Here is a 22,895-nt window from a genome sequence, read left to right as displayed (position 1 = left end):
TACGGGAGGAAACCGGATCGAGAGGGCACCCGTCGTAGGGTGCGCATTCATCGCGCGCCTGGGCGGTAGCCCAATCACACCCCCCGCACCCGTGGGCGGACCCATTTCGAGGCGGGTTCGACGATCAGATCGGTGAGCGCCCAGACCAGCGCATCGACGCGGTCGGGGCTGCCGCGCCCCTCATAGCCGCGCGCGGTCATGGCGCACATCTGATCCTCGAGCGCGCCAAGCCCGCGTGCGTGATGCACGCGGCCCTGTTCATAGAGGGCTGCCACAGGTTCGGCCCGCGCCACCTTGCCCCGGCTGGCGTGGACCTTGCGCAGGGGCACGAGGGGATCGACCTGCCGGATCACCCGTTCCACCAGATCGCCGCCCTGGTTGACCTCGGCCACCACGCGCTCTGCCCCCCAGAGTTCGCGCGCGCGGATCGCGGCGCGCGCCCAGCGGGCGGGGCTGGCGGCGCTGACGCTGGCATCGGCCAGAACATAGGCGCGCCAGTCCTGCACCGGGCCGCGCGTGATCGCGCCCACCACGATGATCCCACATTCATCCGATCCCGAATGGCCCGTGACGGGAGGATCGACCGCCACCACCACCCGGTCGAATTCGGGCAGGGTTTCGATCCGGGTCGCCTCGATCATCGCGGGGGTCCAGAGCGCGTCCTCGGCCTCGTCGATCAGCAGCCCGTCCAGTTCCTGCCGCCCGAGCCGCGTGCCGGCGTAGCGCGCGCGCACCTCGTCAAGGAAGCCTTCGGCGAGATAGGCACGATTGGCCTCGGTTGGGGCAGAGGTGGTGACGGTGCTGGAGGTGGCGAGAATATCCTTGAGCACGCCGACATTGCGCGGCGTGGTGGTGACACAGACGCGGGGGGCCTCGCCCAGGCGCAGGCCGAATTGCAGCATGTCCCAGGTTTCGCGCGCGCGTTTCCATTTGGCCAGCTCATCGACCCAGGCCCCGTCGAATTGCGGGCCGCGCAGCCCCTCGGGGTCATGGGCGGAAAAGGCCTGTGCCACCGCGCCATTGGGCCAGATCAGGCGTTTGCGCGTGGCCTGCCACTCGGGGCGGCGGTCGGGGGGCGAACAAGCGAGAATCCCGCTCTCGCCAAAGATCATCACCTCACGCACCTGATCGATGGTTTCACCCACAAGTGCGATCCGCCTGCAGCGGCCTGCATCCATGGGGCGCGCGCCTTCGACCTCGGACCGCACCCATTCGGCCCCGGCGCGGGTCTTGCCCGCCCCGCGCCCGCCCATGATGACCCATGTCCGCCAATCGCCCGACGGGGGCAGCTGATGTGGCAGCGCCCAGAACTCGAAGAGATAGGGCAGGGCCATGAGTTCACCGTCACTCAGGGCATCGAGGAAGTCTTCCATGACAACTGGCCCTTTTGAGACGATCCAGTCGGCACCCGATCTGATGCCGGGCGTCGTCGAAATCGAGGGCGTATCCATGGACAATGCCAAGGTCTTCTTTTCTGCGTCGTTCAAGCTGTGCCTCCGCTTCCAGTGCGATCTTGAGCCATTGCCGGATTTCGGTGGTGGCCTTGGTCGCGTTTTTCAGTTCATCGAGGTCGCCGGACCTGATCCGTTGATAGATCTCTGCCAGATCCGCGCGCATATCGGCCAATTGCTGTTCCAGCGCGTTGATCGAGGTGGTCAGGCCGGTGGGCCCCTCGTCGGGGGTGATCAAAACCATGCGTGCTCTTGCCTCATGAGTGGTGTGTTTCGGTGGGCCCCTCAGGCTGAACGGCACGAAAAAACGGCCGCCGGGGTTTCCCCCGGGGCCGTTGCCCAATTCGTCCAGCATGTCACAACCTATACGAGAGACCGCGCGCCAAGTCAAGTTTCAGCGCTTTAGCTTCGGCCCGCAAGTATCCGGTATGTTTACGTTTTGCTAACTATTCAGCGTGGCGCTCAGGCGCGATGTGCGCCGTCGGCCAGACCTTTGACAAAGCTCAGCACCTCGTCAACCGAACTGCCTTTGGCAATCTCGCCCACGATGGCCGAGCCCACGACGCAGCCATCGGCGACGCTGGCAATCGTCTGCGCGGTTTCGGGCGTGCGGATGCCAAAACCCACGATCACCGGAAGATCGGTTTGTGCCTTGATGCGCGCGACTTCGGGGGCGACATCCGCCGCCTCTGCCGCCGCCGCCCCCGTGATGCCGGTGATCGACACATAGTAGACAAAACCAGAGGTGTTCTCGAGCACCTTGGGCAGGCGTTTGTCATCGGTGGTCGGCGTGGCGAGGCGGATGAAGTTCATCCCCGCCTTCGAAGCCGGAACACAGAGTTCGTCATCCTCTTCGGGGGGTAGGTCGACCACGATCAGCCCGTCGATCCCAGCGGCCTTGGCATCGGTCAGGAACTTGTCCACGCCACGATTGTAGATCGGGTTGTAATAGCCCATCAACACGATGGGCGTTGTATCGTCGCCCTTGCGGAATTCGCGCGCCATGGCCAGCGTTTTCTCAAGCGTCATGCCGGCGGCCAGTGCCCGCTGGCCGGCCAGTTGGATTGTCGGACCATCGGCCATCGGGTCGGTGAAGGGCACGCCCAGTTCGATGACGTCCACGCCCGCGCCGGGCAATCCCTGCATCACCGCGAGGGAGGTGTCATAATCCGGATCGCCCGCCATGATATAGGAAACGAAGGCCTTCTTTCCGGCGGCCTTCAGCTCTGCGAATTTGGCGTCGATGCGTGTCATGCGGCTCTGTCCTCTGAATGGGTCCGTGCGGGTTTGGCGCAAAGCGCGCGGGAAATCAATGCCCGGCTTGACCTTGGGCCGCGCAAACCCGTAGATGCGCGCAATTCAAGGCATGGAGGGTCTGAGATGGGCTTTAAAATGGGAATCGTGGGCCTGCCCAATGTGGGCAAATCCACGCTCTTCAACGCGCTCACCCGCACCGCTGCGGCGCAGGCGGCGAATTTTCCCTTTTGCACCATCGAGCCCAATGTGGGCGAGGTGGCCGTGCCCGATGCGCGGCTCGACAAGCTGGCCGAGATTGCCGGGTCGAAACAGATCATTCCCACGCGCATGACCTTTGTGGACATCGCCGGGTTGGTCAAGGGCGCCTCCAAGGGCGAGGGGCTCGGCAATCAGTTTCTGGCCAATATCCGCGAGACCGATGCGATTGCCCATGTGCTGCGCTGCTTTGAGGATGGCGATGTGACCCATGTCGAGGGGCGCGTCGATCCGGTCGCGGATGCCGATACGATCGAGACCGAACTCATGCTGGCCGATCTTGAGTCGGTCGAGAAGCGCCGCGCAGGCCTTCAACGCAAGCTCAAGGGCGGCGACAAAGAGGCAGCACAGGCCGAGCGGCTTCTGGGGCTGGCGCAGGCCGCACTTGAGGCCGGACGCCCCGCGCGCACGGTGGCGGTGGATGCCGAAGATGCCAAGGCTTGGAAAATGCTGCAACTTCTGACCGCCAAGCCGATCCTCTATGTCTGCAACGTGGATGAGGCCAATGCCGCTACGGGCAATGCCCATTCGGATGCGGTGGCCAAAATGGCGGCCGAACAGGGTGCGGCGTCGGTGGTGATTTCAGCCCAGATCGAGGAGGAAATATCCAAACTCGACCCGGAAGAGGCAGAGATGTTTCTGACGGAAATGGGGCTGGAAGAGGCAGGGCTGGATCGGCTTATCCGGGCCGGTTATGGCCTTTTGCATCTAGAGACCTATTTCACGGTCGGCCCCAAGGAGGCGCGTGCCTGGACCATCCCGGCGGGCACGCCCGCGCCCAAGGCGGCTGGCGTGATCCATGGTGATTTCGAGCGCGGGTTCATCCGGGCGGAAACCATTGCCTATGACGATTTCGTATCCTTGGGCGGCGAGCAAAAGGCCAAGGACGCGGGCAAGATGCGGTCCGAGGGCAAGAGCTATGTCGTCAAGGATGGCGACGTGCTGCACTTCCTTTTCAACACCTGAGCGGGGCGACAGGCGGAAGGCGCGGCTTAGACTCCGCGCCAGATCCAGCCGCCGCCGAGCACGCGCGTGCCGGTGGTTTCATAGAACACGCAGGCCTGACCGGGGGACACGCCTTCCTCTGGTGTCAGCAATTCGACTGTCGCTTCGGTGGCGGAAATGGGCCGCAGCACCGCCTCGCGTGGGGGGCGGGTGGAGCGCACCTTGACCGAGATATGCCACTCCGCCTGAGAGGTGAGGGGCGTATCGCCCAGCCAGTTGATTTCGCGCAGGGGCACGGTGCGGGTCGAGAGCATCTCCTTGGGGCCGACGATGACGCGGCGGGCATCGACATCAAGGCGCACGACATAGAGCGGCTCTTCCAGCCCGCCGATGCCCAGACCGCGCCGCTGTCCGATGGTGTAATGGATCACGCCCTCATGGGTGCCAAGGATGCGGCCATCGGCATGGACAATCTCGCCCGGCTCTGCCGCGCCGGGGCGCAGCTTTTCGATCACGCTGGCGTAATTGCCGTTCGGGACAAAGCAGATGTCCTGACTGTCGGGCTTGTCCGCGACCTGAAGACCGTATTGCGCGGCCAATTCACGGGTTGCCTGTTTCGAGGGCAGATGCCCGAGTGGGAAGCGCAGGAATTCGAGCTGTTCGGGCGTGGTGGAGAAGAGGAAATAGGACTGATCGCGCGCCGAATCAGTGGCGCTATGCAGTTCCGGCCCCTGCGCGCCCATCTTGCGCTGGATATAATGGCCGGTGGCCATGCAATCAGCCTCAAGATCGCGGGCGGTTTCCAAGAGGTCTTTGAACTTTACCCGCTCGTTGCAGCGGATGCAGGGGACGGGCGTGGCCCCCGCAAGATAGCTGTCGGCGAATTCGTCGATCACGGCATCGCGAAAGATGTTCTCGTAATCCAGCACGTAATGCGGAAAGCCCATCTCTTCGGCCACGCGGCGGGCGTCGTGAATGTCGATCCCGGCGCAGCAGGCGCCCTTCTTGGCCAGGGCCGCGCCATGGTCGTAAAGTTGCAGCGTGACGCCTACCACATCATAGCCCTCTGCGGCCAGATGCGCGGCCACGACCGAGCTGTCGACACCGCCTGACATGGCGACCACCACCCGCGTTTCCGCCGGAGACTTGGGGAATCCAAGCGAATTCAGGGGTTTGTTCGTATCCAGTGGCATGGCGGTCTCCGCGAAGGTTCTTCAGAATATAGGAAAATCCTAAACACTCTCAAGGCCCGGTTTCACCCCGCATTAAGCCTGAAACCGTCATTCTGGGCGCATCAGACCGAAGGGGTGAGCGTCATGTATCTGAAGAAAGTGGAAGGGCCAAGGGCTGTGACCCTGGCGGATGGAACGGTGTTCAGCAGGGCGGATTTGCCGCCCAGCGATACGGTGCGATGGGTTGCGTCGCGCAAGCTCAAAGTGGTGCGGGGGGTGGCCTATGGGCTGATCTCACGGCGCGAGGCGTTGGAGACCTATGGGCTCAGCGAGGAGGAATTTGACACATGGATCGCGGCGGTGGCCAAGCATGGCGAGGCGGCGCTCAAGGTCACGGCCCTGGGTGCATACCGGTAACCGGAAGTTGAGTGAAGGGGAGGTCAAAACAATGGTAACGGGTAGTTAACCATTTTTGACCAGTGTGATCGGTATCGAAGCAATGTTCCAAGGAGTTCCCAATGCGCGTACTTTTGGTCGAGGACGATCCGACGACATCCAAAAGCATCGAGTTGATGCTGACCCATGCCAATCTCAATGTCTACACCACCGATCTGGGGGAAGAGGGCATCGACCTGGCCAAGCTCTATGATTACGACCTGATCCTGCTCGATCTGGGCCTGCCGGATATGAACGGGCATGAGGTGCTGCGGCAATTGCGGCTGGCGCGGATTGCCACGCCGATCCTGATCCTTTCGGGGGCGGATGACACCGACAGCAAGATCAAGGGGTTCGGATTTGGCGCGGATGACTATCTGACCAAGCCGTTTCATCGCGATGAGCTGGTGGCGCGTATCCACGCGATCATCCGGCGCTCAAAGGGCCATTCGCAATCGGTGATCCGCACCGGCAAGATCAATGTCAATCTCGACGCCAAGACGGTGGATGCGGGCGGCAAGCCGGTGCATCTGACCGGCAAGGAATATCAGATGCTGGAGCTGTTGAGCCTGCGCAAGGGCACCACTTTGACCAAGGAGATGTTTCTCAACCATCTGTATGGCGGCATGGATGAGCCGGAGCTAAAGATCATCGACGTGTTCATCTGCAAACTGCGCAAGAAGCTGTCGGAGGCCACCGATGGTGTCAATTACATCGAGACGGTCTGGGGACGCGGCTATGTGTTGCGCGATCCCGAACAGGGGGCAATCACAGGACGGCCGCTGGCCATCGGGGCCTGAGGGCTGCACAGGCTCTGGACGCTGGACGGGTCGGGCACTATCACTCTGATCAGGCATGGGGCGGGCAGGCATTGGCCGCCGCATCCGCGATCAGAGAGGGGCCGATGACCGACAGGATTGCCGTTGAGGATCTGACCGAAGGTGAGGCGGGGGCCGAGTTGGCGCGGCTTGCCGCGCTCTTGGCGGCGGCGAACCGGGCCTATCACACCGAGGATGCGCCCGAGGTCACGGATGCCGACTATGATGCGCTCAAGGCGCGCAATGCGGCCATCGAGGCGCGGTTTCCCGCGCTCAAGCGGCCGGATAGCCCATCTGAACAGGTGGGTGCGGCCCCGTCCGAGGGCTTTGCCAAGGTGGCGCATAGCGTCCGGATGCTCAGCCTTGGCAATGCGTTCGAAGCCGAGGATGTGGCGGAGTTCGATACCCGCATCCGCCGGTATCTGGGCCTGTCCGATGACGCTCCGCTTGCCTATACCGCAGAGCCCAAGATCGACGGGCTGAGCCTGAGCCTGAGGTACGAAAGCGGCAGGTTGGTGCAGGCGGCGACCCGCGGCGATGGCGAGGTCGGCGAGAACGTGACCGCCAACGCCCGCACCATCACGGATATTCCCGAGACGTTGAGCGGCGCGCCCGAGGTTCTGGAAGTGCGTGGCGAGGTTTACATGAGCCACGAGGATTTCGCGGCTTTGAACGCGCGGCAGGCGGCCAAATCCGACAAGGTCTTTGCAAATCCGCGCAATGCCGCTGCCGGGTCGTTGCGGCAGCTGGATGCGTCGATCACCGGCGCGCGGCCGCTGCGGTTCTTTGCCTATAGCTGGGGCGAGGTGAGCGAGCCCCTGGCCGAGACGCAGATGGGGGCGATTGAACGGCTGGCGGCGCTCGGGTTTCAAACCAATCCGTTGACGGTGCTCTGTGATGGGGTGGAGGCGCTGCTTGAGCATTACGCGCGGATCGAGCAGGTGCGCGCGACTTTGGGTTATGACATCGACGGGGTGGTCTACAAGGTCGATGATCTGGGCCTGCAAGCGCGGCTTGGGTTTCGCTCGACCACGCCCCGTTGGGCGATTGCGCACAAGTTTCCCGCCGAACTGGCCTGGACGCGGCTTGAGGCGATCGACATTCAAGTGGGGCGCACCGGCGCGCTGAGCCCGGTGGCGCGGCTGACGCCCGTCACGGTTGGCGGGGTCGTGGTCAGCAATGCCACGCTGCATAATGAGGATTACATCGCCGGGCGCGACAGCAAGGGTGAGGTCATCCGCGGCGGCAAGGATATTCGCGTGGGCGATTGGGTGCAGGTCTATCGCGCAGGCGATGTGATCCCCAAGGTGGCTGATGTGGATTTGGCGAAGCGGGCAGAGGATGCGGCACCGTTCGTCTTTCCTACCTCATGCCCGGAATGCGGATCGGATGCGGTGCGCGAAGAGGGCGACGCCGTGCGCCGCTGTATGGGCGGCCTTATTTGCCCCGCGCAGGCGGTCGAAAAGCTCAAGCATTTCGTGTCCCGCGCCGCCTTTGACATTGAGGGGCTGGGGGCCAAGCAGGTGGAACAATTCTACCGCGATGGCTGGATCAAAGAGCCGGCGGATATCTTTACCCTGCAAGAGCGCTATGGCTCTGGCCTTCAACAGTTGAAGAACCGCGAAGGCTGGGGAGAAAAGAGCGCGAAGAACCTCTTTGAAGCGATTGAAGAAAAAAGAAAAATCCCCTTTGGCCGATTGCTCTTTGCACTTGGAATCCGGCATGTTGGCGAGCAGGCCAGCACGCTCATTGCGCGCAACTATGGCGCTTGGGATGAGTTCATCGCGGCGATGGATGCGGCGAAGGACTTTGACGGGCCAGAGTGGGAGCGCCTGCTTGGCATCGACGGGGTTGGGACCGTCATGGCGCGGGCCCTTGTCGGCGCTTTTGCAGAGCCACATGAGCGCGACAGCATCGAGCGTTTGACCCAGCATCTCACGGTCGAAGAGGCCGCGCGCCTCAGGACCGAGGGCAGCCCGGTGGCAGGCAAGACGGTGGTCTTTACCGGCACTCTGGAAAAGATGACGCGGGCCGAGGCCAAGGCGCGGGCCGAAAGTCTTGGGGCCAAGGTGGCAGGCTCGGTCAGTGCCAAGACTGACCTGTTGGTGGCCGGACCGGGGGCCGGGTCCAAGGCGAAAAAGGCCGAGGAACTGGGGATCGCGACGATTGACGAGGATGGCTGGCTCGCCCTCATCGGGGACGCATGAGCGGGCGGCCGGAAATCCTGTTTCCGCTTTTTGCGGGGCTCGAAACGCTGGAGGGGATCGGCCCCAAGACCGCGCAGAGCCTTACCGCGCTCGAGATCTCGCGACCACGCGATCTGTTGCTGACGCTACCGCATACGGGTGTGGATCGCCGCCGCCGCGCCACGGTGCAGGGGGCGGAGCTGCCGGGCATGGTGACGGTCGAGGTGACGGTGGGCCAGCATCGCCCGCCCGCGCGCAAGGGGGGGCCGTACCGCGTGGTGGTCGAGGATGCCGCGACCAGCTTTCACCTTATTTTCTTTCATGCCCGCGACGAGTATTTGCGCCGGATGTTGCCTACCGGCGCGCGGCGGATCGTGTCGGGCAAGGCCGAGCTTTTCGACGGGATCGCGCAGATGGTGCATCCCGACCATATGCTGCCCCTAGAGGATGCGGGCGAGATCCCGGATTTCGAGCCGGTCTATCCGCTGACCGCCGGTGTCACGCAGCGGGTGATGGCCAAGGGCGTGCAGTCGGCGTTGACGCGTCTGCCCGATCTGGCCGAATGGATCGACCCGGGGCAAAAGGCGCAGGCGGGCTGGCCCGATTGGGCGGATGCGATACGCGCCGTCCACCGGCCGCAAGAGGCGCGGGATCTGTCGCCCGCGCATCCCGCGCGCGAGCGGCTGGCCTATGACGAGTTGATGGCGCATCAGATGACGCTGGCACTGGCCCGTTCGAAACTGCGCCGTGCCAAGGGACGCGCGACCGTGGGCACCGGGCGCTTGCAGGCGCGGGTGCTTGCGGCGCTGCCCTATGCGCTCACGGGGGCACAGACACGGGCGATTGCCGAGATTGCCGCCGATATGGCCGCACCCCAACGGATGAACCGGCTGCTTCAGGGCGATGTGGGCGCGGGCAAAACACTGGTGGCGTTCAAGGCGCTGTTGATTGCGGTCGAGGCAGGTGGGCAGGGGGTGATGATGGCCCCTACGGAAATTCTTGCCCGACAGCATTTGCAGGGGTTGCGCCCCCTGGCCGAGAGTGCGGGTGTGGTGCTGGAAATCCTGACGGGGCGCGACAAGGGGGCCGAGCGGCGCGCCAAGTTGGTCGCCTTGGCGCGGGGTGATATTCAGATTCTGGTGGGCACCCATGCGGTGTTTCAAAAGGATGTAGAGTTTGCCGACCTGCGTCTGGCGATTGTCGATGAGCAACACCGTTTTGGTGTGCGGCAGAGGCTGGAACTGGGCAAAAAGGGCGCGCAGGCTGATGTGCTGGTGATGACCGCCACGCCGATCCCACGCTCTCTGGCCCTTGCGCAATATGGCGATATGGATGTCTCGGTGCTGGACGAAAAACCGCCCGGACGCCAGCCCATCAAGACGGCGCTCATCAGCATGGGGCGGATTGACGAGGTGGTGGATCACCTGCGCCGCGCCATTGCCGAGGGGCGGCAGGCCTATTGGGTCTGCCCCCTGGTCGAGGAAAGCGAGGTGGTAGACCTCAGCAGCGCCGAGGAGCGGTTCAAACGCCTGCGCGCGGCCTTGGGTGATGGGCTCGTGGGGCTGGTGCATGGCCAGATGCCGCCCGAGGACAAGGATGCCGCCATGGCCGCCTTTCAACGCGGTGAGACCAGCGTTCTGGTCTCGACCACGGTGATCGAAGTGGGGGTGGATGTGCCCAATGCTTCGATCATGGTGATCGAGCGCGCCGAGAGTTTTGGACTTGCGCAGTTGCACCAATTGCGCGGGCGCGTGGGGCGCGGGCAGGCGGCGTCGACCTGTCTCTTGATGTATCAGGCGCCGCTCAGCGAGGGCGGTGAGCGGCGGCTGACCACGATGCGCGACACCGAGGATGGGTTTCGGATCAGCGAGGTCGATCTCGAGATGCGCGGCGCGGGTGATCTCATTGGCACGGCACAATCGGGGTTGCCGCGATTCCGGATTGCCGATCTCGAATCGCAATCGGCGCTGATGGCGGTGGCGCAATCGGACGCGCGCAAGCTGTTGCATGACGATCCCGACCTCGTGTCAGACCGGGGGCGGGCGGCGCGGGTGCTCTTGTGGTTGATGGAGCAGGATCAGGCGATACGTTTGATTTCAGTAGGTTAGATATTTTGTTCACTTATGTTCTCAAAAAGTTCTTTACTTGAGTGGGTCAATATGAGAACAAAGCAGCAACACAGAGGTTTTCAGAAGGAGCCCCCAGATGTTGCACCAGATCAAGACGACTGCGACCCGTGCGCAGGACACGATTGTGGGTGATGCGATTGGCGCGCTTGCGCTCATGGTCACGCTTGTGGGTGCGCTCTATCTGCCCGGCCTTTTGTGATTTCTGCCTGAGTTTCTGCCTGCGGGTTTGTCCCGGCGATGGCGGCATCCTCCTGTCCCAACTCTGGGGATGCGCCACACCACCTGTCCTAACCGGTTTTCGGGAATTGCCTCATTCCTCCCGAATGTCCGGGGCCTGTGACCCGCTCAACTTTGCCGCCGCCGCTGTCCCAAGCGTGCGGCGGTTTTTTCATTCCGAGGGCATGGGGGCAGGGCGCAGGCGCTGTACCAGCACGCTCCCGGTGTCGACGATGCCTTTCATCCGCTCTTCCAGACGGATCATTTCGGACATCACATGGCGCAGGCGCTCGCTCTCATCGCCCAGGGCGCCCAGATCGGAAAAGAGCGCCTCGCTTTCGGCAATCTGCGCCTCGGCATTGGCGACCACGGCGCGCAGATCCTCGATCAGGGCACCTGCATCCTCAGGGGTTTGGTTGCGCAGGTCGGATACCGCCCGGCGTGCTGTATCAAACCACGCTTGTGAGAGGCGCGGCTCTGACTTGGCGCTCAGCATCGCGGCGCGTTCCAGCCGGCGGATGCGCCCGGTCAGCGTGTCGATCCGGTCGCGAAGATCGCTCTGGATGGTGACGATGTCATCATTGACCGTGACCACCCGTTGCAGCACCTCGTCAAGCTCGCCCATCAACCGGGTAATACGGTCAAGAAAGAGGTTGAGATCGCGCGCCAATACGCCGAATTCATCGGCGCTGCGGATGTCAGCGCGGTGGTTGAGGCCGCCGTAGGCGCGCGCCAGATTGCTGACCACCGTACGCAGGCCCAACAGCGGCTCGAGCCGGGCGCGCAGGATCAGGAACAAAAGGACCGAGTGCAGCACGATCTTGGCCAAGGCCAAGAGGCCAGTCAGGCGCATATCCTCGATCCATTGCGCAAAATCGGTGGCCAGATCGCGCCGCACCGTCACCTCGCCCAGCACATCGCCCACCGCCGCCTCGGTATGGCAGGCAAGGCAAAAGGGCTCTGCCGTGATGGCGAGCGTCGCACTTGCATGGGCGGTGTCGGGCCACTCGCCGCGCGGCAACCCCTCGGGGGTAAACTCGAATCCCTGCTCGATGGATCGGATCGTCACATCCGAGGGAATGATCGCGATGCGATAACCCAGCCCGTCCCAATTGTCCTGAAGGATCGGATAGACCGTGCGCGCGGCCACCGGCCCGCCTTCGTTGCGCATGATCGAGCGGACATTGTCAGCGAGGTCCTGCGCCGCCTCTTGGGCGTCGGAGGGGCCATGCACCCGGAACTTGTAATAGACCATCCCGGCCTTGAGCGCGAATTCCAGAACGGTCACCATCAACAGGATGATGAAGAAGTCGCGGATCATATGGATCAGGAAGGACTGATCAAATCGGCCGATCAGCGGGCTGTTCTGGTCGAGTTTCTGCCCTGTCATGGCGCTATCCCCGGCGTTTCTGCAAGGGAGGTAGCGCGCATTTCAGGAAAGATAAGGGCTGTGGCCCTCACAAAGGATCGTTTTGGCGCGAGGGGGCGATCAGGCGCAGGATGTTTCGGCGCGCACTGTCTCCATAGCCTCGACCGCGGCCTCGAGCGTGAGGAGGATCGAGGCGTGACGGTTCTTGTAGTCGCGCGCGGGGCGCAGAACCTCGAGCCCGTCAAAGGGTGCGGGCGGTGTGGGGCCGTCGGATTTCAGCATTTCGCGCAGGGCGTCGCGCGCCGCCGTCACCTGTGCGAGATCGCAGCCGATGATCGCGCGACCCACAACACTTGCGGCGGCCTGACCAAGGGCGCAGGCCTTGACCTCGGCCGCGTAATCCGCGATGCGCCCGTCCGCGCAGCGGATGTCGACGGTCACGGTCGAGCCGCAGAGCGGCGCGCGGCGTTTGACGCTGGCCTGCGGATCGGCCAGACGCCCGTGATGCGGTATGTCAGAGGCCAGTTCCAGGATCCGCGCGGAATAAAGCTTGATCAGGTCGGTTTCGCCGCTCATGGCTTTCCCTTTCGTGTGTTGCCCCATAAATAGGCGCGTGACGCGCAGATGCAAAAGGAAATCCGCCATGCCCTTCGATCCGGCGACACTAAAGTATGATGCAAACGGCCTGATTCCTGCCATCGCCCAAGAGGCCGAAACCGGAGAGGTGCTGATGATGGCCTGGATGAACGCGGACGCCGTGGCGCGCACGCTGGCGACAGGTCGCGTGACCTATTGGAGCCGCTCGCGGCAGGCGTTCTGGATCAAGGGCGAAACCTCGGGTCATGTGCAGGAACTGGTCGAGATGCGCGTTGATTGTGACCGCGATTGCCTGTTGGTGCAGGTCCGCCAGAGCGGTCCCGCCTGTCACACCAACCGGCGCTCGTGTTTCTACACGGCGGTGCGGGAAGGTCACGAGACAGAGATCATGGCACCGATGGGCTGAGTGGATTCGAAATGCCGAACGTCTAGAGGCCGACCATCGCGCGGATGTCTCTGGGGCTCGCCCCCTGGGTGCGGTAGGTGGAGATGGCGCGCGCGTCGTCGCGTTTGGCCAGCCGCTTGCCCGCGTCATCGCGGATCAGCGCGTGGTGGTGATAGGCAGGTGTGGGCAGGCCCAGCAGGCGCTGCAAGAGCGCGTGAATTTGCGTGGCCTCTTGCAGGTCTTCGCCCCGGATCACATGGGTGATCCCCTGATCGGCATCGTCAACGACCACCGAGAGGTGATAAGAGGCCCCCATTTCCCTACGGGCCAGCACCACATCCCCGACAGTCTGTGGCAGATCGCGCAATGTGATGATCTCGTCCCTTTCTTTGTAAAATAAGGGGGTATCAAGCATTTCGCAGGCGCGGGCCATGTCGAGGCGCAGGGCGGAGTCCTCGGGCATCGGGCCCTGCGGCGGGGTCACAGGGCGACAGGTGCCGGGATAGATCACGCCATCGGGCCCCAAGAGCGGCGCACCCTCTTGCGGGGCGGAGGCCGCAGCGCGAACATCGGCACGGCTGCATGAGCATTGGTAGAGAAGACCCTGATCCCAAAGCGTTTTGAGCGCAGCGCGATAATGGGGCAGGCGGGTGGATTGGCGCAGCACGGGCCGGGGCCAGTCGAGACCGAGCCATGCGAGATCGTCGAAAATCTGCGCCTCCCATCCGGGGCGGCAGCGGGTTTGATCCAGATCGTCGATGCGTAGAAGGAAGGAGCCACCCTCTGCCAGCGCCCGGTCATGCGCCAGCATCGCGGAATAGGCGTGCCCCAGATGCAGCGGGCCGGTCGGCGAGGGGGCAAAACGTGTTATGAACATTTTTCAAAGACTTATGAGGCAATACTCATGTTCTGTGCGGCCAGCCAGTCGCGCCATGCCGCCTTGGCGCGGTCGGTATAGCCCTTGTAGCGGTCTATGCGCCCGCGCCGCCCGCCTTTGAAGCCATCAATCGGGCGGAAGAGGCCGAAATTCACGTTCATCGGCTGAAAGGTCTTTGCCTCGGCCCCGCCGGTGATGTGGTGGATGAGCGCGCCCATGGCGCTGTCCTGCGGCACGGGGGGCAGGTTTTGTCCCAAGATCTCCGCAGCGGCCAGGCGCCCCGCCAAGAGACCCATGGCGGCGGATTCGACATAACCTTCAACCCCGGTAATCTGCCCGGCAAAGCGGATATGCGGGCGCGAACGCAGGCGCATCTGCGCGTCAAGCAGCGTCGGAGAATTGAGGAATGTGTTGCGATGGATGCCGCCCAAGCGGGCGAACTGTGCGTTTTCGAGGCCCGGAATCATTTTGAAAACAGCGGTTTGTGCGCCATATTTCATCTTGGTTTGAAAACCCACGATGTTGTAGAGCGTGCCAAGCGCATTGTCGCGGCGCAGCTGCACCACGGCATGCGGTTTGACGTCCGGCGCATGGGGATTGGTCAGGCCAACGGGCTTCATCGGTCCGTGGCGCAGGGTCTCGCGGCCGCGTTCGGCCATGACCTCTATGGGCAGGCAGCCGTCGAAATATCCCGCCGTTTCGCCCTCGTGAAACTCGGTCTTGTCGGCGGCCAGCAGCGCGTCGATGAAGGCCTCGTATTGATCGCGGTCCATGGGGCAGTTGAGATAGGCGGTACGCTCTGCCTCGGTCTCGCCCTTGTCATAGCGCGATTGCATCCAGGCGCGCGTCATGTCGATGCTGTCGTAATACACGATCGGCGCGATGGCGTCGAAGAAGGCGAGTGCCTCGGTGCCGGTCTCGGCGGCGATTGCGCGACCCAAGCCTTCCGAGGTCAGCGGGCCGGTCGCAATGATCCAATGGCCGCTGTCGGGAAGTTCCGTGATTTCATCGTGTTGCACGGTGATCTTGGGGTGATCCAAGAGCCGCGCCGTGACCGATTGGGAAAAGCGATCCCGGTCCACCGCCAGGGCCCCCCCGGCGGGTAGACGGTTTTCATGGGCCATGGCCATGATCAGCCCGTTTGCCGCGCGCATTTCCCAATGCAACAGGCCCACGGCGTTTTGCTCGTCATCATCCGAGCGAAAGGAGTTGGAACAAACCATTTCCGCCAGATCACCCGTGCGATGGGCAAAGGTTTTGACGTTTGGGCGCATTTCGTGGATGACCACGTCGACGCCCATGTTGGCGGCTTGCCACGCGGCCTCTGACCCAGCCATGCCGCCGCCGATGATATGCAATGTCTTGTCCATGGGCTGCGATCTAGGCCATTGAGTCTGGTTTGGAAAGGGGCGTCACTGATCCCAATCGGGGGCGCGTTTGTCGATGAAGGCGGCGATACCTTCGGCGGTGTCGCGGTCAAGCATGTTCTCGACCATCACTGCGCCGGTATGGGCATAGGCAGCCTCCAGCCCCATTTCGAGTTGCTCGTAAAAGGCGCGTTTGCCGATGCGCACGGCAGAGCCGAGTTTGGCCGCGACGGTCTGGGCGAGGGCCATGGTCTCGGTCTCCAGATCCTCGGCCGGAACGGCCCGGTTGATGAGGCCAAGCTCTGCGGCGCGGGTGGTGTCGATGAAGTGCCCTGTGGTCAGCATCTCGAACGCCTGTTTGCGCGGGATGTTACGGCTGAGCGCCACCATGGGGGTGGAACAGAAAAGGCCGATGTTGACGCCATTGACGCCAAAGCGCGTGCCATGCGCCGCCACGGCCATGTCGCAACTGGCCACCAGTTGACAGCCCGCTGCCGTGGCGATGCCATGCGGGGCGGCAATGACGGGCTGATGCAGGGCGCGGATCGTGGTCATCATCCGGGCGCAGCGTGCGAAGAGATCTGCGAAATAGGCGCGCCCGCCATCCTCGGCCTGTCGTCCGGCTGTCATTTCCTTGAGGTCATGACCGGCGCAAAACGCCTTGCCGGCGCCCATGATCGTGACGACGCGTATGCTGCGATCCTGTGCCAGCAGGTCGAATTCGGCCTGAAGGGCCGCCAGCATCGCATCCGAGAGCGCGTTGAGATTGCCGGGCGAATTGAGCGTGAGCCGGGCGATTGCGCCCTCGTCGATGCGGTCGAGAATTGCCATCTTGTAACCCCTTGTGCGTTATGGCCATTCTAGCGCGGAACGAGGCAGGGAGCAAAGCATGAGGGTCAAGATGACCGCCGAAGAGTTGATGGAGTTTCTGGACCGGGAATTTCCGCAGGTCTCGGGCGAGTTTGCGATTGAAGAGGTGGGCGACATGCGGGTGCGCACGCGGCTCTTGGTCGGAGAGCGGCATTTGCGGCCCGGTGGCACGGTCTCGGGGCCGTCGATCTTTGCTCTGGCCGATGTGTCGGTCTATCTGGCGATTCTTGCGATGATTGGGCCGCAGGGGCTGGCCGTGACCACCAATTGCAGCATTGATTTCATGCGCAAACCGGCGGCTGGGGTGGATCTGATTGCCGAGTGCCGGTTGCTCAAGCTGGGGCGGGTGCTGGCGGTGGGCGATGTGCTGATCTATTCCGACGGACTGAGCGCGCCGGTGGCACGCGCGAGTTTGACTTATTCGATCCCCCCCAAGTGAGGGCGCGGGCGGGGGCCGGTCTGCCCTTCGGATCACCCCGAAGGTATTTTACGACGGGCGAGGCGCGAATTGCATGGGGTAACATAATACCTATTTTTTAAGGCATTGTTTTCTAATGTATAATTTGAACATATGGCGGTTGACCTGTGCATCGAACTGATTATAACCCGTCCATCGCATCAGAGGCGCCCGCTGGGTGGCCAACACTGATCAAGACCAAAGACCAAGCACAAGGTTCTGCCTGACATGAAAACATTCTCTGCTACCCCGGCAGATATCGACAAGAAATGGATCCTGATCGACGCCGAGGGCGTTGTTCTGGGCCGTCTTGCCTCGATCATCGCCATGCGTCTGCGCGGCAAACACAAGGCCAGCTTTACCCCTCACATGGACATGGGTGACAACGTGATCGTCATCAATGCCGACAAGGTTCAGCTGACCGGCAACAAGCGCAACAAGCCCAACTATTGGCACACTGGCCATCCGGGCGGCATCAAATCGCGCACCACCGGCGAGATCCTCGAGGGTAAATACCCCGAGCGCGTCGTGATGCAGGCGGTCAAGCGCATGCTGCCGGGCAATCGCCTGAGCCGCACGCAGATGACCAACCTGCGCGTCTATGCCGGCGGCGAGCACCCCCACGAGGCGCAGAGCCCCGAGGTGCTGGACGTCAAATCCATGAACTCCAAGAATACGCGGGTGGCTTACTGATGGCTGACGAAATCAAATCCCTCGAAGGTCTCGAAGCCGTCGCTGGCGGTGTGAGCGCCGCAGCCGTGGCGATGGAAGCTCCGCGTGAGCCGGTGCGCGATGCGCTTGGCCGGTCCTATGCCACGGGCAAGCGGAAAGATGCGGTTGCCCGCGTCTGGATCAAGCCCGGTTCGGGCAAGGTTGTGGTCAATGGCAAGCCGATGAACGAGTATTTCGCGCGTCCCGTGCTTCAGATGATCCTGAAGCAGCCGTTCACGGTTTCTGGCACCGAAGGCCAGTTCGACGTGATGGCAACGGTTGCCGGTGGTGGTTTGTCGGGTCAAGCCGGTGCGGTCAAGCATGGTGTGTCCAAGGCGCTTCAGCTTTATGACCCCAGCCTGCGCGGCGCGCTCAAGGCGGCCGGGTTCCTGACCCGTGACAGCCGCGTCGTGGAACGGAAGAAATACGGTAAGGCCAAGGCTCGCCGCAGCTTCCAGTTCTCGAAGCGCTGATCCTTTCTGGATTATACACTCAAAGGGCCGCCCACTGGGCGGCCCTTTCGCATGTGACAGAGGTGTCAGGCGGAGGTCTGCGCCGGTGTGGGGTTGCGGCGTTCGTCGATGAACTGATCGAATTCGGCCTTGTCGCGTGCATCGCGCAGGCGTTGCAGGAAGGCTTCGAACTGCTCTTGCTCTTCTTCGAGCCGGCGCAGCGTGTCGGCCTTGTAGGCGTCAAAGGCGGCGTTGCCGGTGTTGCGCGTGGCGTGGCGGCGTTGAAAGCGGGGTGTTGCGCTGCGACAGATCATGCGGTTGCTCCAAATCATATAGCCGAGTAGGGCGAGGCCGATGGGCCAAAAGGCGATGAAACCAAGGATCATGGCGATGATCCAGGCGGGTTTGCCTTGGCGATCAAGCCAAGATTCGGCCTGTGAAGGCCAGGTGGCGATGGCGGACATGTGGTCTCCTTTATGGTTGTAAATGTTACTTACATTTACATAAGTGGGGTGCCGGATTTGCCATGCAAGAGGTGAATCCGGATTTTTTGAATCAGGAGCCGCTGTCAGGTGGAATGAGGCCCAGACCGCGCAGATAGACGCTGATGCCGGATTCAAGCAGGTCTTCGGGAGGGAAGGGCGCGCGCGCGCCCGGAGCACCGCGTGCGTAAAGTTCGACCACCCCGTGGCTCATGGCCCAAACATGGGCCGCGAACATTGCCGCAGGCGGGCGGCGGTCGGGTGGCAAATGCGCGGAAAGGGCCGCAGCGGCGCGGGTGAGGATCGCTTGCGCGCGTCCCGCCGCGTCGGCCAGTTCCGGGTTGGTGTTGACCGAGAGACCGGATTCGAACATCGCCACATAATGCCCCGCATTCGAGCGGGCAAAGGCCAGATAGGCGCGCCCCGTCGCCATGAAAGCCGTCAGCGGATTGGGCCGCGCATCATTGAACGCAGCCTCCATTCGGGAAACGAAAATTTCAAAGCCCTGACGGGCGGCCTCTGCTATCAGCGCCTCGCGGCCTGAAAAATGCCGGTAGGGGGCGGCGGTCGACACGCCGGCCAGCTTGGCGGCCTCGGCCATGGTAAAGCCCTGCGGTCCTTTTTCGGCAATAAGGGCCAGCGTGGCCTCGACCAGAGCCTGCCGCAAATTGCCGTGGTGATAGCCCTGTTTACCCATGCCAGACTTCAGGGCCGCCAACGATGCCCGCATCACAGACGCCCACCGCGCGGACGTCCTTGCGGGCATAGTCCAGTTGGCTGAGGACATGGCGGATGGCCTCGATCCGGGCGCGCCGTTTGTCATCCGAGCGCACCACGGTCCAAGGCGCGTGGTCAGTATGGCTGCGGGTCAGGGTTTCGGCGATGGCGGCGGTGTAGCTGTCCCATTTCTTGAGACCTTCGACATCAATCCAGCTGAGTTTCCATTGCTTGAGCAGATCCTGTTCGCGGTCTAGAAAGCGGCGGAGTTGTTCGGCGCGCCCGACATTGAGCCAGATCTTGAAGAGATGAATGCCCTCATCAATGAGCATCCGCTCGAAATCCGGCACTTGGGCAAAAAAGTGCTCGCGCTGTGCGTCAGTGCAAAAGCCAAAGACCTTTTCCACCACGGCGCGGTTGTACCAGCTTCGGTCATAGAAGACGATTTCGCCACCCGAGGGCAAATGGTCGATATAGCGCTGGAAATACCATTGCGTTGCTTCGACGTCTGAGGGTTTGCTGAGCGCCACGACGCGCGCGCCGCGCGGGTTGAGATATTCACGGAACCGCTTGATCGTGCCACCTTTTCCCGCCGCGTCACGTCCCTCAAAGATGATGGCAATGCGCGCGCCGCTTTCCTTGGCCCAATGCTGAAGCTTGACCAGTTCGATTTGCAGCTTTGCGATCTCTTTCTCATAGGTCTTTTTCGAAAGCCCCTCGGAATAGGGGAAATCGCCGCCCAAGATGTCATCCTTGTCGGCGCGGCGGATTTCCTTGCGGATCGCATCGGGGGCCTCGGTTTCGAAAAAGGCGCTGATTGCGCCGTCAAAGGGTAGGTCCATGGGGCCTCTCGCAATGGTTTCGGGCCAGTATGGCGGCTCAATCGGCGGGGCGCAATCCGGCGCGGGTTGCAGCGCGATTTATAGCGGAAACGACCGCCTCGGGGGCGCTGTGATGCGGCATATGGCCGATGCCGTCGAGAACGGTCAAATGCGCGTCTTTGACCTGCGCCGCAAGCGGTTCGGAGTGGATCGAGACACCTACGGTGGTATCGGCGGTGCCATGCACGATTTCAACGGGCACGCTAATCTCGGCGTAACGCGTGTGCAGCGCCTCGATCTCACCCAGAAGGTTGGCGCGTTGCAGGGCATTGGCGCGCAAGGAATGGCGGCGGAGTGTCAGGCCCGCGCCGATATGATCCATGTAACCGGCGGGCGGTTCTTGCGGCGCAAAAATCTCTTGCACAGCCTGTTCGACGCGGCTGTCGGGGACAAAGGCGGTGAGGAGCGGGATCACAAGCGGCCCCAGCACGGGATGCGAGAGCACGCGGTAGTAGGTGGAAAGGCCCGTATCCCAGGGCTCCGCGGCACCGGCGATGTTCACCAGCGCCGCGATGTGATTGGGCTGCGTCACGGCCCAGGCAAGCGCCACGGCACCCCCATAGCTGTGGCCCAGCACGATCGGTTTGTCGGCTCCCAATTGCGCCGCCGCTTCTTGCAGGAGCGCCGCTTGCTGGGTGATCGTGGCACCGGTGCGGTTGATCCGCGGAGTATATCCGAGACCGGGACGGTCCAGGACGATCACGCGGTAGTCCTGCGCCAGACGCGGGGCAAGATCAAAGGTCAGGTCGCGGGTGTTTCCAGAGGCCCCGTGAATGAGCACGAGATCGGGGCCTTCGCCCATCACCACCGCATGCACGGGGTGGCCTTGGACGGTGATGATCTGTCCCTCGGGGGGAAAGGCCGCCTCGGCGCGTGCCTCATGGCTGCGCGCGCGATGCTGGGTCCAGCCCCAGAGGGCAGCCAAGCAGGCCGCGAGCAGGATCAGGGATTTAACCGCCAATGGCATTCATATCGAACGGGGTCGTTTGATAGATCTGGTTCACCCAGTTGCCATAGAGAAGATGCGCGTGGCTACGCCAGCGGTTCTGGGGCGGGCGCGCGGGATCGTCGCCGGGGTAGTAATTGCAGGGCACATTGATGGGCGTTCCATTGGCCACGTCGCGGTCATATTCCTGTTTGAGCGTGTCGCTGTCATATTCGAAGTGGTTGAAGATGTAGAGCGCACGGCGCGCGATATCCTCGACCAGGCAGGGGCCAACCTCGTCACTGTCGAGAAGGATTTTGAGCCCCTCGACGGCCTCGATCTCGGGGCGCTTCATTTCGGTCCAGCGGCTGACAGGTATCACGCAATCGTCGGAAAATCCACGCAGATAAGGCGAGGCGGGTGCCATGTTGCGGTGCCTAAAGCACCCAAAGGCCTTGGCGGGCAGCATGTGCTTCTTGACCCCGTGGAAATGGTTGATCATGGCCATGCCGCCCCAGCACACGCCAAAGGTGGAATGCACATGGGACTGGGTCCAGGCGAACACGCGCTCCAGCTCTGCCCAATAGGTAACGGCGTCGAAATCGAGATGCTCGATTGGCGCGCCGGTGATGATGAGGCCATCGTATTTGTCGCCAGAGGCGGCGACCTCGTCAAAAGGACGGTAAAAGCTCTCCATATGCTCGGCGGCGGTGTTTTTGGTCTGGTGTTCGCTCATGCGGATCAGGTCAAAGTCGATCTGCAACGGGGTGGCCCCGATCAATCTGGCGAACTGGTTTTCGGTCTGAATCTTTTTCGGCATGAGGTTGAGGAGGCCGATGCGCAGCGGGCGGATATCCTGCCGTGCTGCCTGATCCGGGTCCATGACCGACACGCCTTCGCGCGTGAGCACGTCATAGGCGGGCAGGTCGGCGGGGATCTTGATGGGCATAGGGCGGTGTTCCTTGATTGTCTGGCCTTAGATAGGCGTGGCGGCGCGGCGCTCAAGGGCGGTGGCGATCAACCCTTCGAAGTCTTGCGCGGTCTTGACCGCCGCCACTTCATTGGCGCTCACGCTCACGCCCCATTTGACCATCGCCTCATACCGCGGCTGACGATGTGCGAGCGCGCGCGCATAGGTCCAGCGGATGAAACTGTCAGGATCAACTTCGCTCTCTTGGCATTTGTTTTTGCTCAGATATTCCGCCCATGCCGCGTCAAGAAACTCGGACTGATAGGCCATCGGTTTGGGGGCGCGATCAAAACGGCGAATGAGTTCGGCGGTATGCCCCTCGGACCCTTCGATATAGATGAGAAGGCAATGCGCCGAGAGTTCGGTCAGGATCGGATCGGCGGGATCGTCCCCGTCCACCCATTCGCAGATCGAGCCGCCGGTGTCGCAGATGAAATGCGGATAGCCATAAAGGGCACCCGCGCGGCGGATGAAGTAGGCGGTATCCATAAGAGCGTGAATTTCCGCCTGCCGGAACTGTTCCTGCCGGATGCGATATTCGTCGATGGGCAGACCGCCCTTGGCCGGGTTCCCCGGCTTGCCCAGGTAGGTCGAAACCGGAGTGAGATTGTTAAAGGTGATGTTGGAGCCGATATAGATCGAGTCGCTGAGCAGGAGGTCGCGCAAAAAAGGCACCTGCATCGCATGTGCCTTGGCGTTGTCCGCGATGAGTTCGCCCATGTAGCGTGTGCCGATGCGGTAGTCGATGGAATAATGAAACCAGTCCCCGGCGTCGCGCAACATGTTCGACAGATGCGTCTTGCCTAGCCCGGACATGCCGTAGAACAGCACCCGTTTGTGTGTGGCCTCGCGCCAGTCTTGTGCTGAAGTATAGATCATCACCGCCCCCTCTCGCGGGCTTGGTACAAAGCGCGTGGCGCGGGGTCAAATGCAATCATGCAAAAGCCCCGCCCGGATGAGGGGCGGGGCCT

General features: G+C 62.6%; 25 protein-coding genes. 10 read left to right on the top strand and 15 right to left on the bottom strand.

The window, feature by feature from the left end; genetic code table 11:
- Window positions 1-74 precede the first annotated feature (74 nt).
- The 3 genes from AACZ65_RS08345 to trpA all read right to left on the bottom strand — a co-directional run bounded on the left by AACZ65_RS08345 (window position 75) and on the right by trpA (window position 2,705).
- The gene (locus AACZ65_RS08345) at window positions 75-1,373 is read right to left on the bottom strand and encodes a terminase family protein (RefSeq protein WP_339669802.1); all 1,299 of its coding nucleotides are present in this window, start codon (window positions 1,371-1,373) and stop codon (window positions 75-77) included.
- Window positions 1,345-1,806: a hypothetical protein gene (locus AACZ65_RS08340; protein ID WP_339669800.1), complete on the bottom strand. Its 462-nt coding sequence runs from the start codon at window positions 1,804-1,806 to the stop codon at window positions 1,345-1,347. The genes AACZ65_RS08345 and AACZ65_RS08340 overlap by 29 nt, the downstream gene beginning before the upstream one ends.
- Window positions 1,807-1,913: 107 nt before the next feature.
- A complete protein-coding gene (gene trpA / locus AACZ65_RS08335) occupies window positions 1,914-2,705 on the bottom strand; it encodes a tryptophan synthase subunit alpha (protein ID WP_339669798.1) in 792 nt (263 codons plus the stop codon).
- A gap of 126 nt (window positions 2,706-2,831) precedes the next feature.
- Here trpA and ychF point away from each other — a divergent pair, with 126 nt between their 5' ends.
- Window positions 2,832-3,929 carry a redox-regulated ATPase YchF gene (gene ychF / locus AACZ65_RS08330; RefSeq protein WP_339669796.1) on the top strand — a complete coding sequence of 366 codons (1,098 nt, stop codon included), beginning with the start codon at window positions 2,832-2,834 and terminating at the stop codon, window positions 3,927-3,929.
- 26 nt (window positions 3,930-3,955) lie between these two features.
- Here the strand turns inward: ychF and mnmA are convergent, their stop codons facing one another.
- On the bottom strand, window positions 3,956-5,101 hold the full coding sequence (gene mnmA / locus AACZ65_RS08325) for a tRNA 2-thiouridine(34) synthase MnmA (protein WP_339669794.1): 1,146 nt from the start codon (window positions 5,099-5,101) through the stop codon (window positions 3,956-3,958).
- Between the two features lie 123 nt (window positions 5,102-5,224).
- Here mnmA and AACZ65_RS08320 point away from each other — a divergent pair, with 123 nt between their 5' ends.
- The 5 genes from AACZ65_RS08320 (at window position 5,225) to AACZ65_RS08300 (ending at window position 10,847) form a co-directional block, all read left to right on the top strand.
- Complete coding sequence (locus AACZ65_RS08320) at window positions 5,225-5,497, top strand: DUF1153 domain-containing protein (RefSeq protein ID WP_339669792.1); 273 nt, start codon at window positions 5,225-5,227, stop codon at window positions 5,495-5,497.
- Between the two features lie 101 nt (window positions 5,498-5,598).
- Complete coding sequence (locus tag AACZ65_RS08315; protein ID WP_339669790.1) at window positions 5,599-6,315, top strand: response regulator transcription factor; 717 nt, start codon at window positions 5,599-5,601, stop codon at window positions 6,313-6,315.
- Between the two features lie 104 nt (window positions 6,316-6,419).
- On the top strand, window positions 6,420-8,540 hold the full coding sequence (gene ligA, locus AACZ65_RS08310; RefSeq protein ID WP_339669788.1) for an NAD-dependent DNA ligase LigA: 2,121 nt from the start codon (window positions 6,420-6,422) through the stop codon (window positions 8,538-8,540).
- The gene (recG, locus tag AACZ65_RS08305; RefSeq protein WP_339669786.1) at window positions 8,537-10,627 is read left to right on the top strand and encodes an ATP-dependent DNA helicase RecG; all 2,091 of its coding nucleotides are present in this window, start codon (window positions 8,537-8,539) and stop codon (window positions 10,625-10,627) included. The genes ligA and recG overlap by 4 nt, the downstream gene beginning before the upstream one ends.
- Window positions 10,628-10,724: 97 nt before the next feature.
- Complete coding sequence (locus tag AACZ65_RS08300; protein ID WP_339669784.1) at window positions 10,725-10,847, top strand: hypothetical protein; 123 nt, start codon at window positions 10,725-10,727, stop codon at window positions 10,845-10,847.
- A 189-nt stretch (window positions 10,848-11,036) separates the two neighbouring features.
- Here AACZ65_RS08300 and AACZ65_RS08295 read toward each other — a convergent pair whose 3' ends face one another.
- Both AACZ65_RS08295 and AACZ65_RS08290 read right to left on the bottom strand, forming a co-directional pair.
- Complete coding sequence (locus AACZ65_RS08295; RefSeq protein WP_339669783.1) at window positions 11,037-12,254, bottom strand: methyl-accepting chemotaxis protein; 1,218 nt, start codon at window positions 12,252-12,254, stop codon at window positions 11,037-11,039.
- A 99-nt stretch (window positions 12,255-12,353) separates the two neighbouring features.
- Window positions 12,354-12,809, bottom strand: coding sequence for an iron-sulfur cluster assembly scaffold protein (locus tag AACZ65_RS08290; RefSeq protein WP_297537837.1), 456 nt, complete (start codon window positions 12,807-12,809; stop codon window positions 12,354-12,356).
- Between the two features lie 67 nt (window positions 12,810-12,876).
- Between AACZ65_RS08290 and hisI the strand changes: the two genes are divergently transcribed.
- Window positions 12,877-13,236 (top strand): phosphoribosyl-AMP cyclohydrolase, encoded by a 360-nt coding sequence (hisI, locus tag AACZ65_RS08285; RefSeq protein ID WP_339669782.1) that lies wholly within the window; start codon window positions 12,877-12,879, stop codon window positions 13,234-13,236.
- Between the two features lie 22 nt (window positions 13,237-13,258).
- Here hisI and gluQRS read toward each other — a convergent pair whose 3' ends face one another.
- From gluQRS to AACZ65_RS08270, 3 genes are read right to left on the bottom strand one after another with little or no spacing between them, the layout of a single operon-like run.
- Complete coding sequence (gene gluQRS / locus AACZ65_RS08280) at window positions 13,259-14,092, bottom strand: tRNA glutamyl-Q(34) synthetase GluQRS (RefSeq protein WP_339669781.1); 834 nt, start codon at window positions 14,090-14,092, stop codon at window positions 13,259-13,261.
- Window positions 14,093-14,103: 11 nt separating this feature from the next.
- Entirely contained in the window at window positions 14,104-15,462 is a 1,359-nt protein-coding gene (gene trmFO, locus AACZ65_RS08275; RefSeq protein ID WP_339669779.1) for a methylenetetrahydrofolate--tRNA-(uracil(54)-C(5))-methyltransferase (FADH(2)-oxidizing) TrmFO, read from the bottom strand.
- 42 nt (window positions 15,463-15,504) lie between these two features.
- A complete protein-coding gene (locus AACZ65_RS08270) occupies window positions 15,505-16,290 on the bottom strand; it encodes an enoyl-CoA hydratase (RefSeq protein WP_339669777.1) in 786 nt (261 codons plus the stop codon).
- Between the two features lie 58 nt (window positions 16,291-16,348).
- Between AACZ65_RS08270 and AACZ65_RS08265 the strand changes: the two genes are divergently transcribed.
- The 3 genes from AACZ65_RS08265 (at window position 16,349) to rpsI (ending at window position 17,970) form a co-directional block, all read left to right on the top strand.
- Window positions 16,349-16,768, top strand: a complete 420-nt coding sequence (locus AACZ65_RS08265) for a PaaI family thioesterase (protein ID WP_339669775.1) — start codon at window positions 16,349-16,351, stop codon at window positions 16,766-16,768.
- A gap of 246 nt (window positions 16,769-17,014) precedes the next feature.
- Entirely contained in the window at window positions 17,015-17,479 is a 465-nt protein-coding gene (rplM, locus tag AACZ65_RS08260; RefSeq protein WP_037269663.1) for a 50S ribosomal protein L13, read from the top strand.
- Window positions 17,479-17,970 (top strand): 30S ribosomal protein S9, encoded by a 492-nt coding sequence (gene rpsI, locus AACZ65_RS08255; RefSeq protein WP_037269666.1) that lies wholly within the window; start codon window positions 17,479-17,481, stop codon window positions 17,968-17,970. The genes rplM and rpsI overlap by 1 nt, the downstream gene beginning before the upstream one ends.
- Window positions 17,971-18,035: 65 nt before the next feature.
- On the opposite strand, the gene AACZ65_RS08250 is transcribed toward rpsI, so the two are convergent.
- The 6 genes from AACZ65_RS08250 to AACZ65_RS08225 all read right to left on the bottom strand — a co-directional run bounded on the left by AACZ65_RS08250 (window position 18,036) and on the right by AACZ65_RS08225 (window position 22,803).
- Complete coding sequence (locus tag AACZ65_RS08250) at window positions 18,036-18,413, bottom strand: DUF2852 domain-containing protein (RefSeq protein WP_339669772.1); 378 nt, start codon at window positions 18,411-18,413, stop codon at window positions 18,036-18,038.
- Window positions 18,414-18,504: 91 nt separating this feature from the next.
- Window positions 18,505-19,128: a TetR/AcrR family transcriptional regulator gene (locus AACZ65_RS08245; protein ID WP_339669770.1), complete on the bottom strand. Its 624-nt coding sequence runs from the start codon at window positions 19,126-19,128 to the stop codon at window positions 18,505-18,507.
- The gene (ppk2, locus tag AACZ65_RS08240) at window positions 19,121-19,990 is read right to left on the bottom strand and encodes a polyphosphate kinase 2 (RefSeq protein ID WP_339669768.1); all 870 of its coding nucleotides are present in this window, start codon (window positions 19,988-19,990) and stop codon (window positions 19,121-19,123) included. The genes AACZ65_RS08245 and ppk2 overlap by 8 nt, the downstream gene beginning before the upstream one ends.
- Before the next feature lie 37 nt (window positions 19,991-20,027).
- On the bottom strand, window positions 20,028-20,996 hold the full coding sequence (locus AACZ65_RS08235) for an alpha/beta hydrolase (protein ID WP_339669766.1): 969 nt from the start codon (window positions 20,994-20,996) through the stop codon (window positions 20,028-20,030).
- Window positions 20,980-21,903: a homoserine O-succinyltransferase gene (gene metA, locus AACZ65_RS08230; RefSeq protein ID WP_339669764.1), complete on the bottom strand. Its 924-nt coding sequence runs from the start codon at window positions 21,901-21,903 to the stop codon at window positions 20,980-20,982. Before metA ends, AACZ65_RS08235 begins: the two co-directional genes overlap by 17 nt.
- 27 nt (window positions 21,904-21,930) lie before the next feature.
- Window positions 21,931-22,803, bottom strand: a complete 873-nt coding sequence (locus AACZ65_RS08225; RefSeq protein ID WP_339669762.1) for an ATPase — start codon at window positions 22,801-22,803, stop codon at window positions 21,931-21,933.
- Between the last annotated feature and the right edge of the window lie 92 nt (window positions 22,804-22,895).

Origin of the sequence: uncultured Roseovarius sp. (genome assembly GCF_963972555.1) — a bacterium.
In the GTDB taxonomy this organism is placed as follows: Bacteria; Pseudomonadota; Alphaproteobacteria; order Rhodobacterales; family Rhodobacteraceae; genus Roseovarius; species Roseovarius mucosus.
This window is presented reverse-complemented; position numbering and strand designations above follow the sequence as displayed.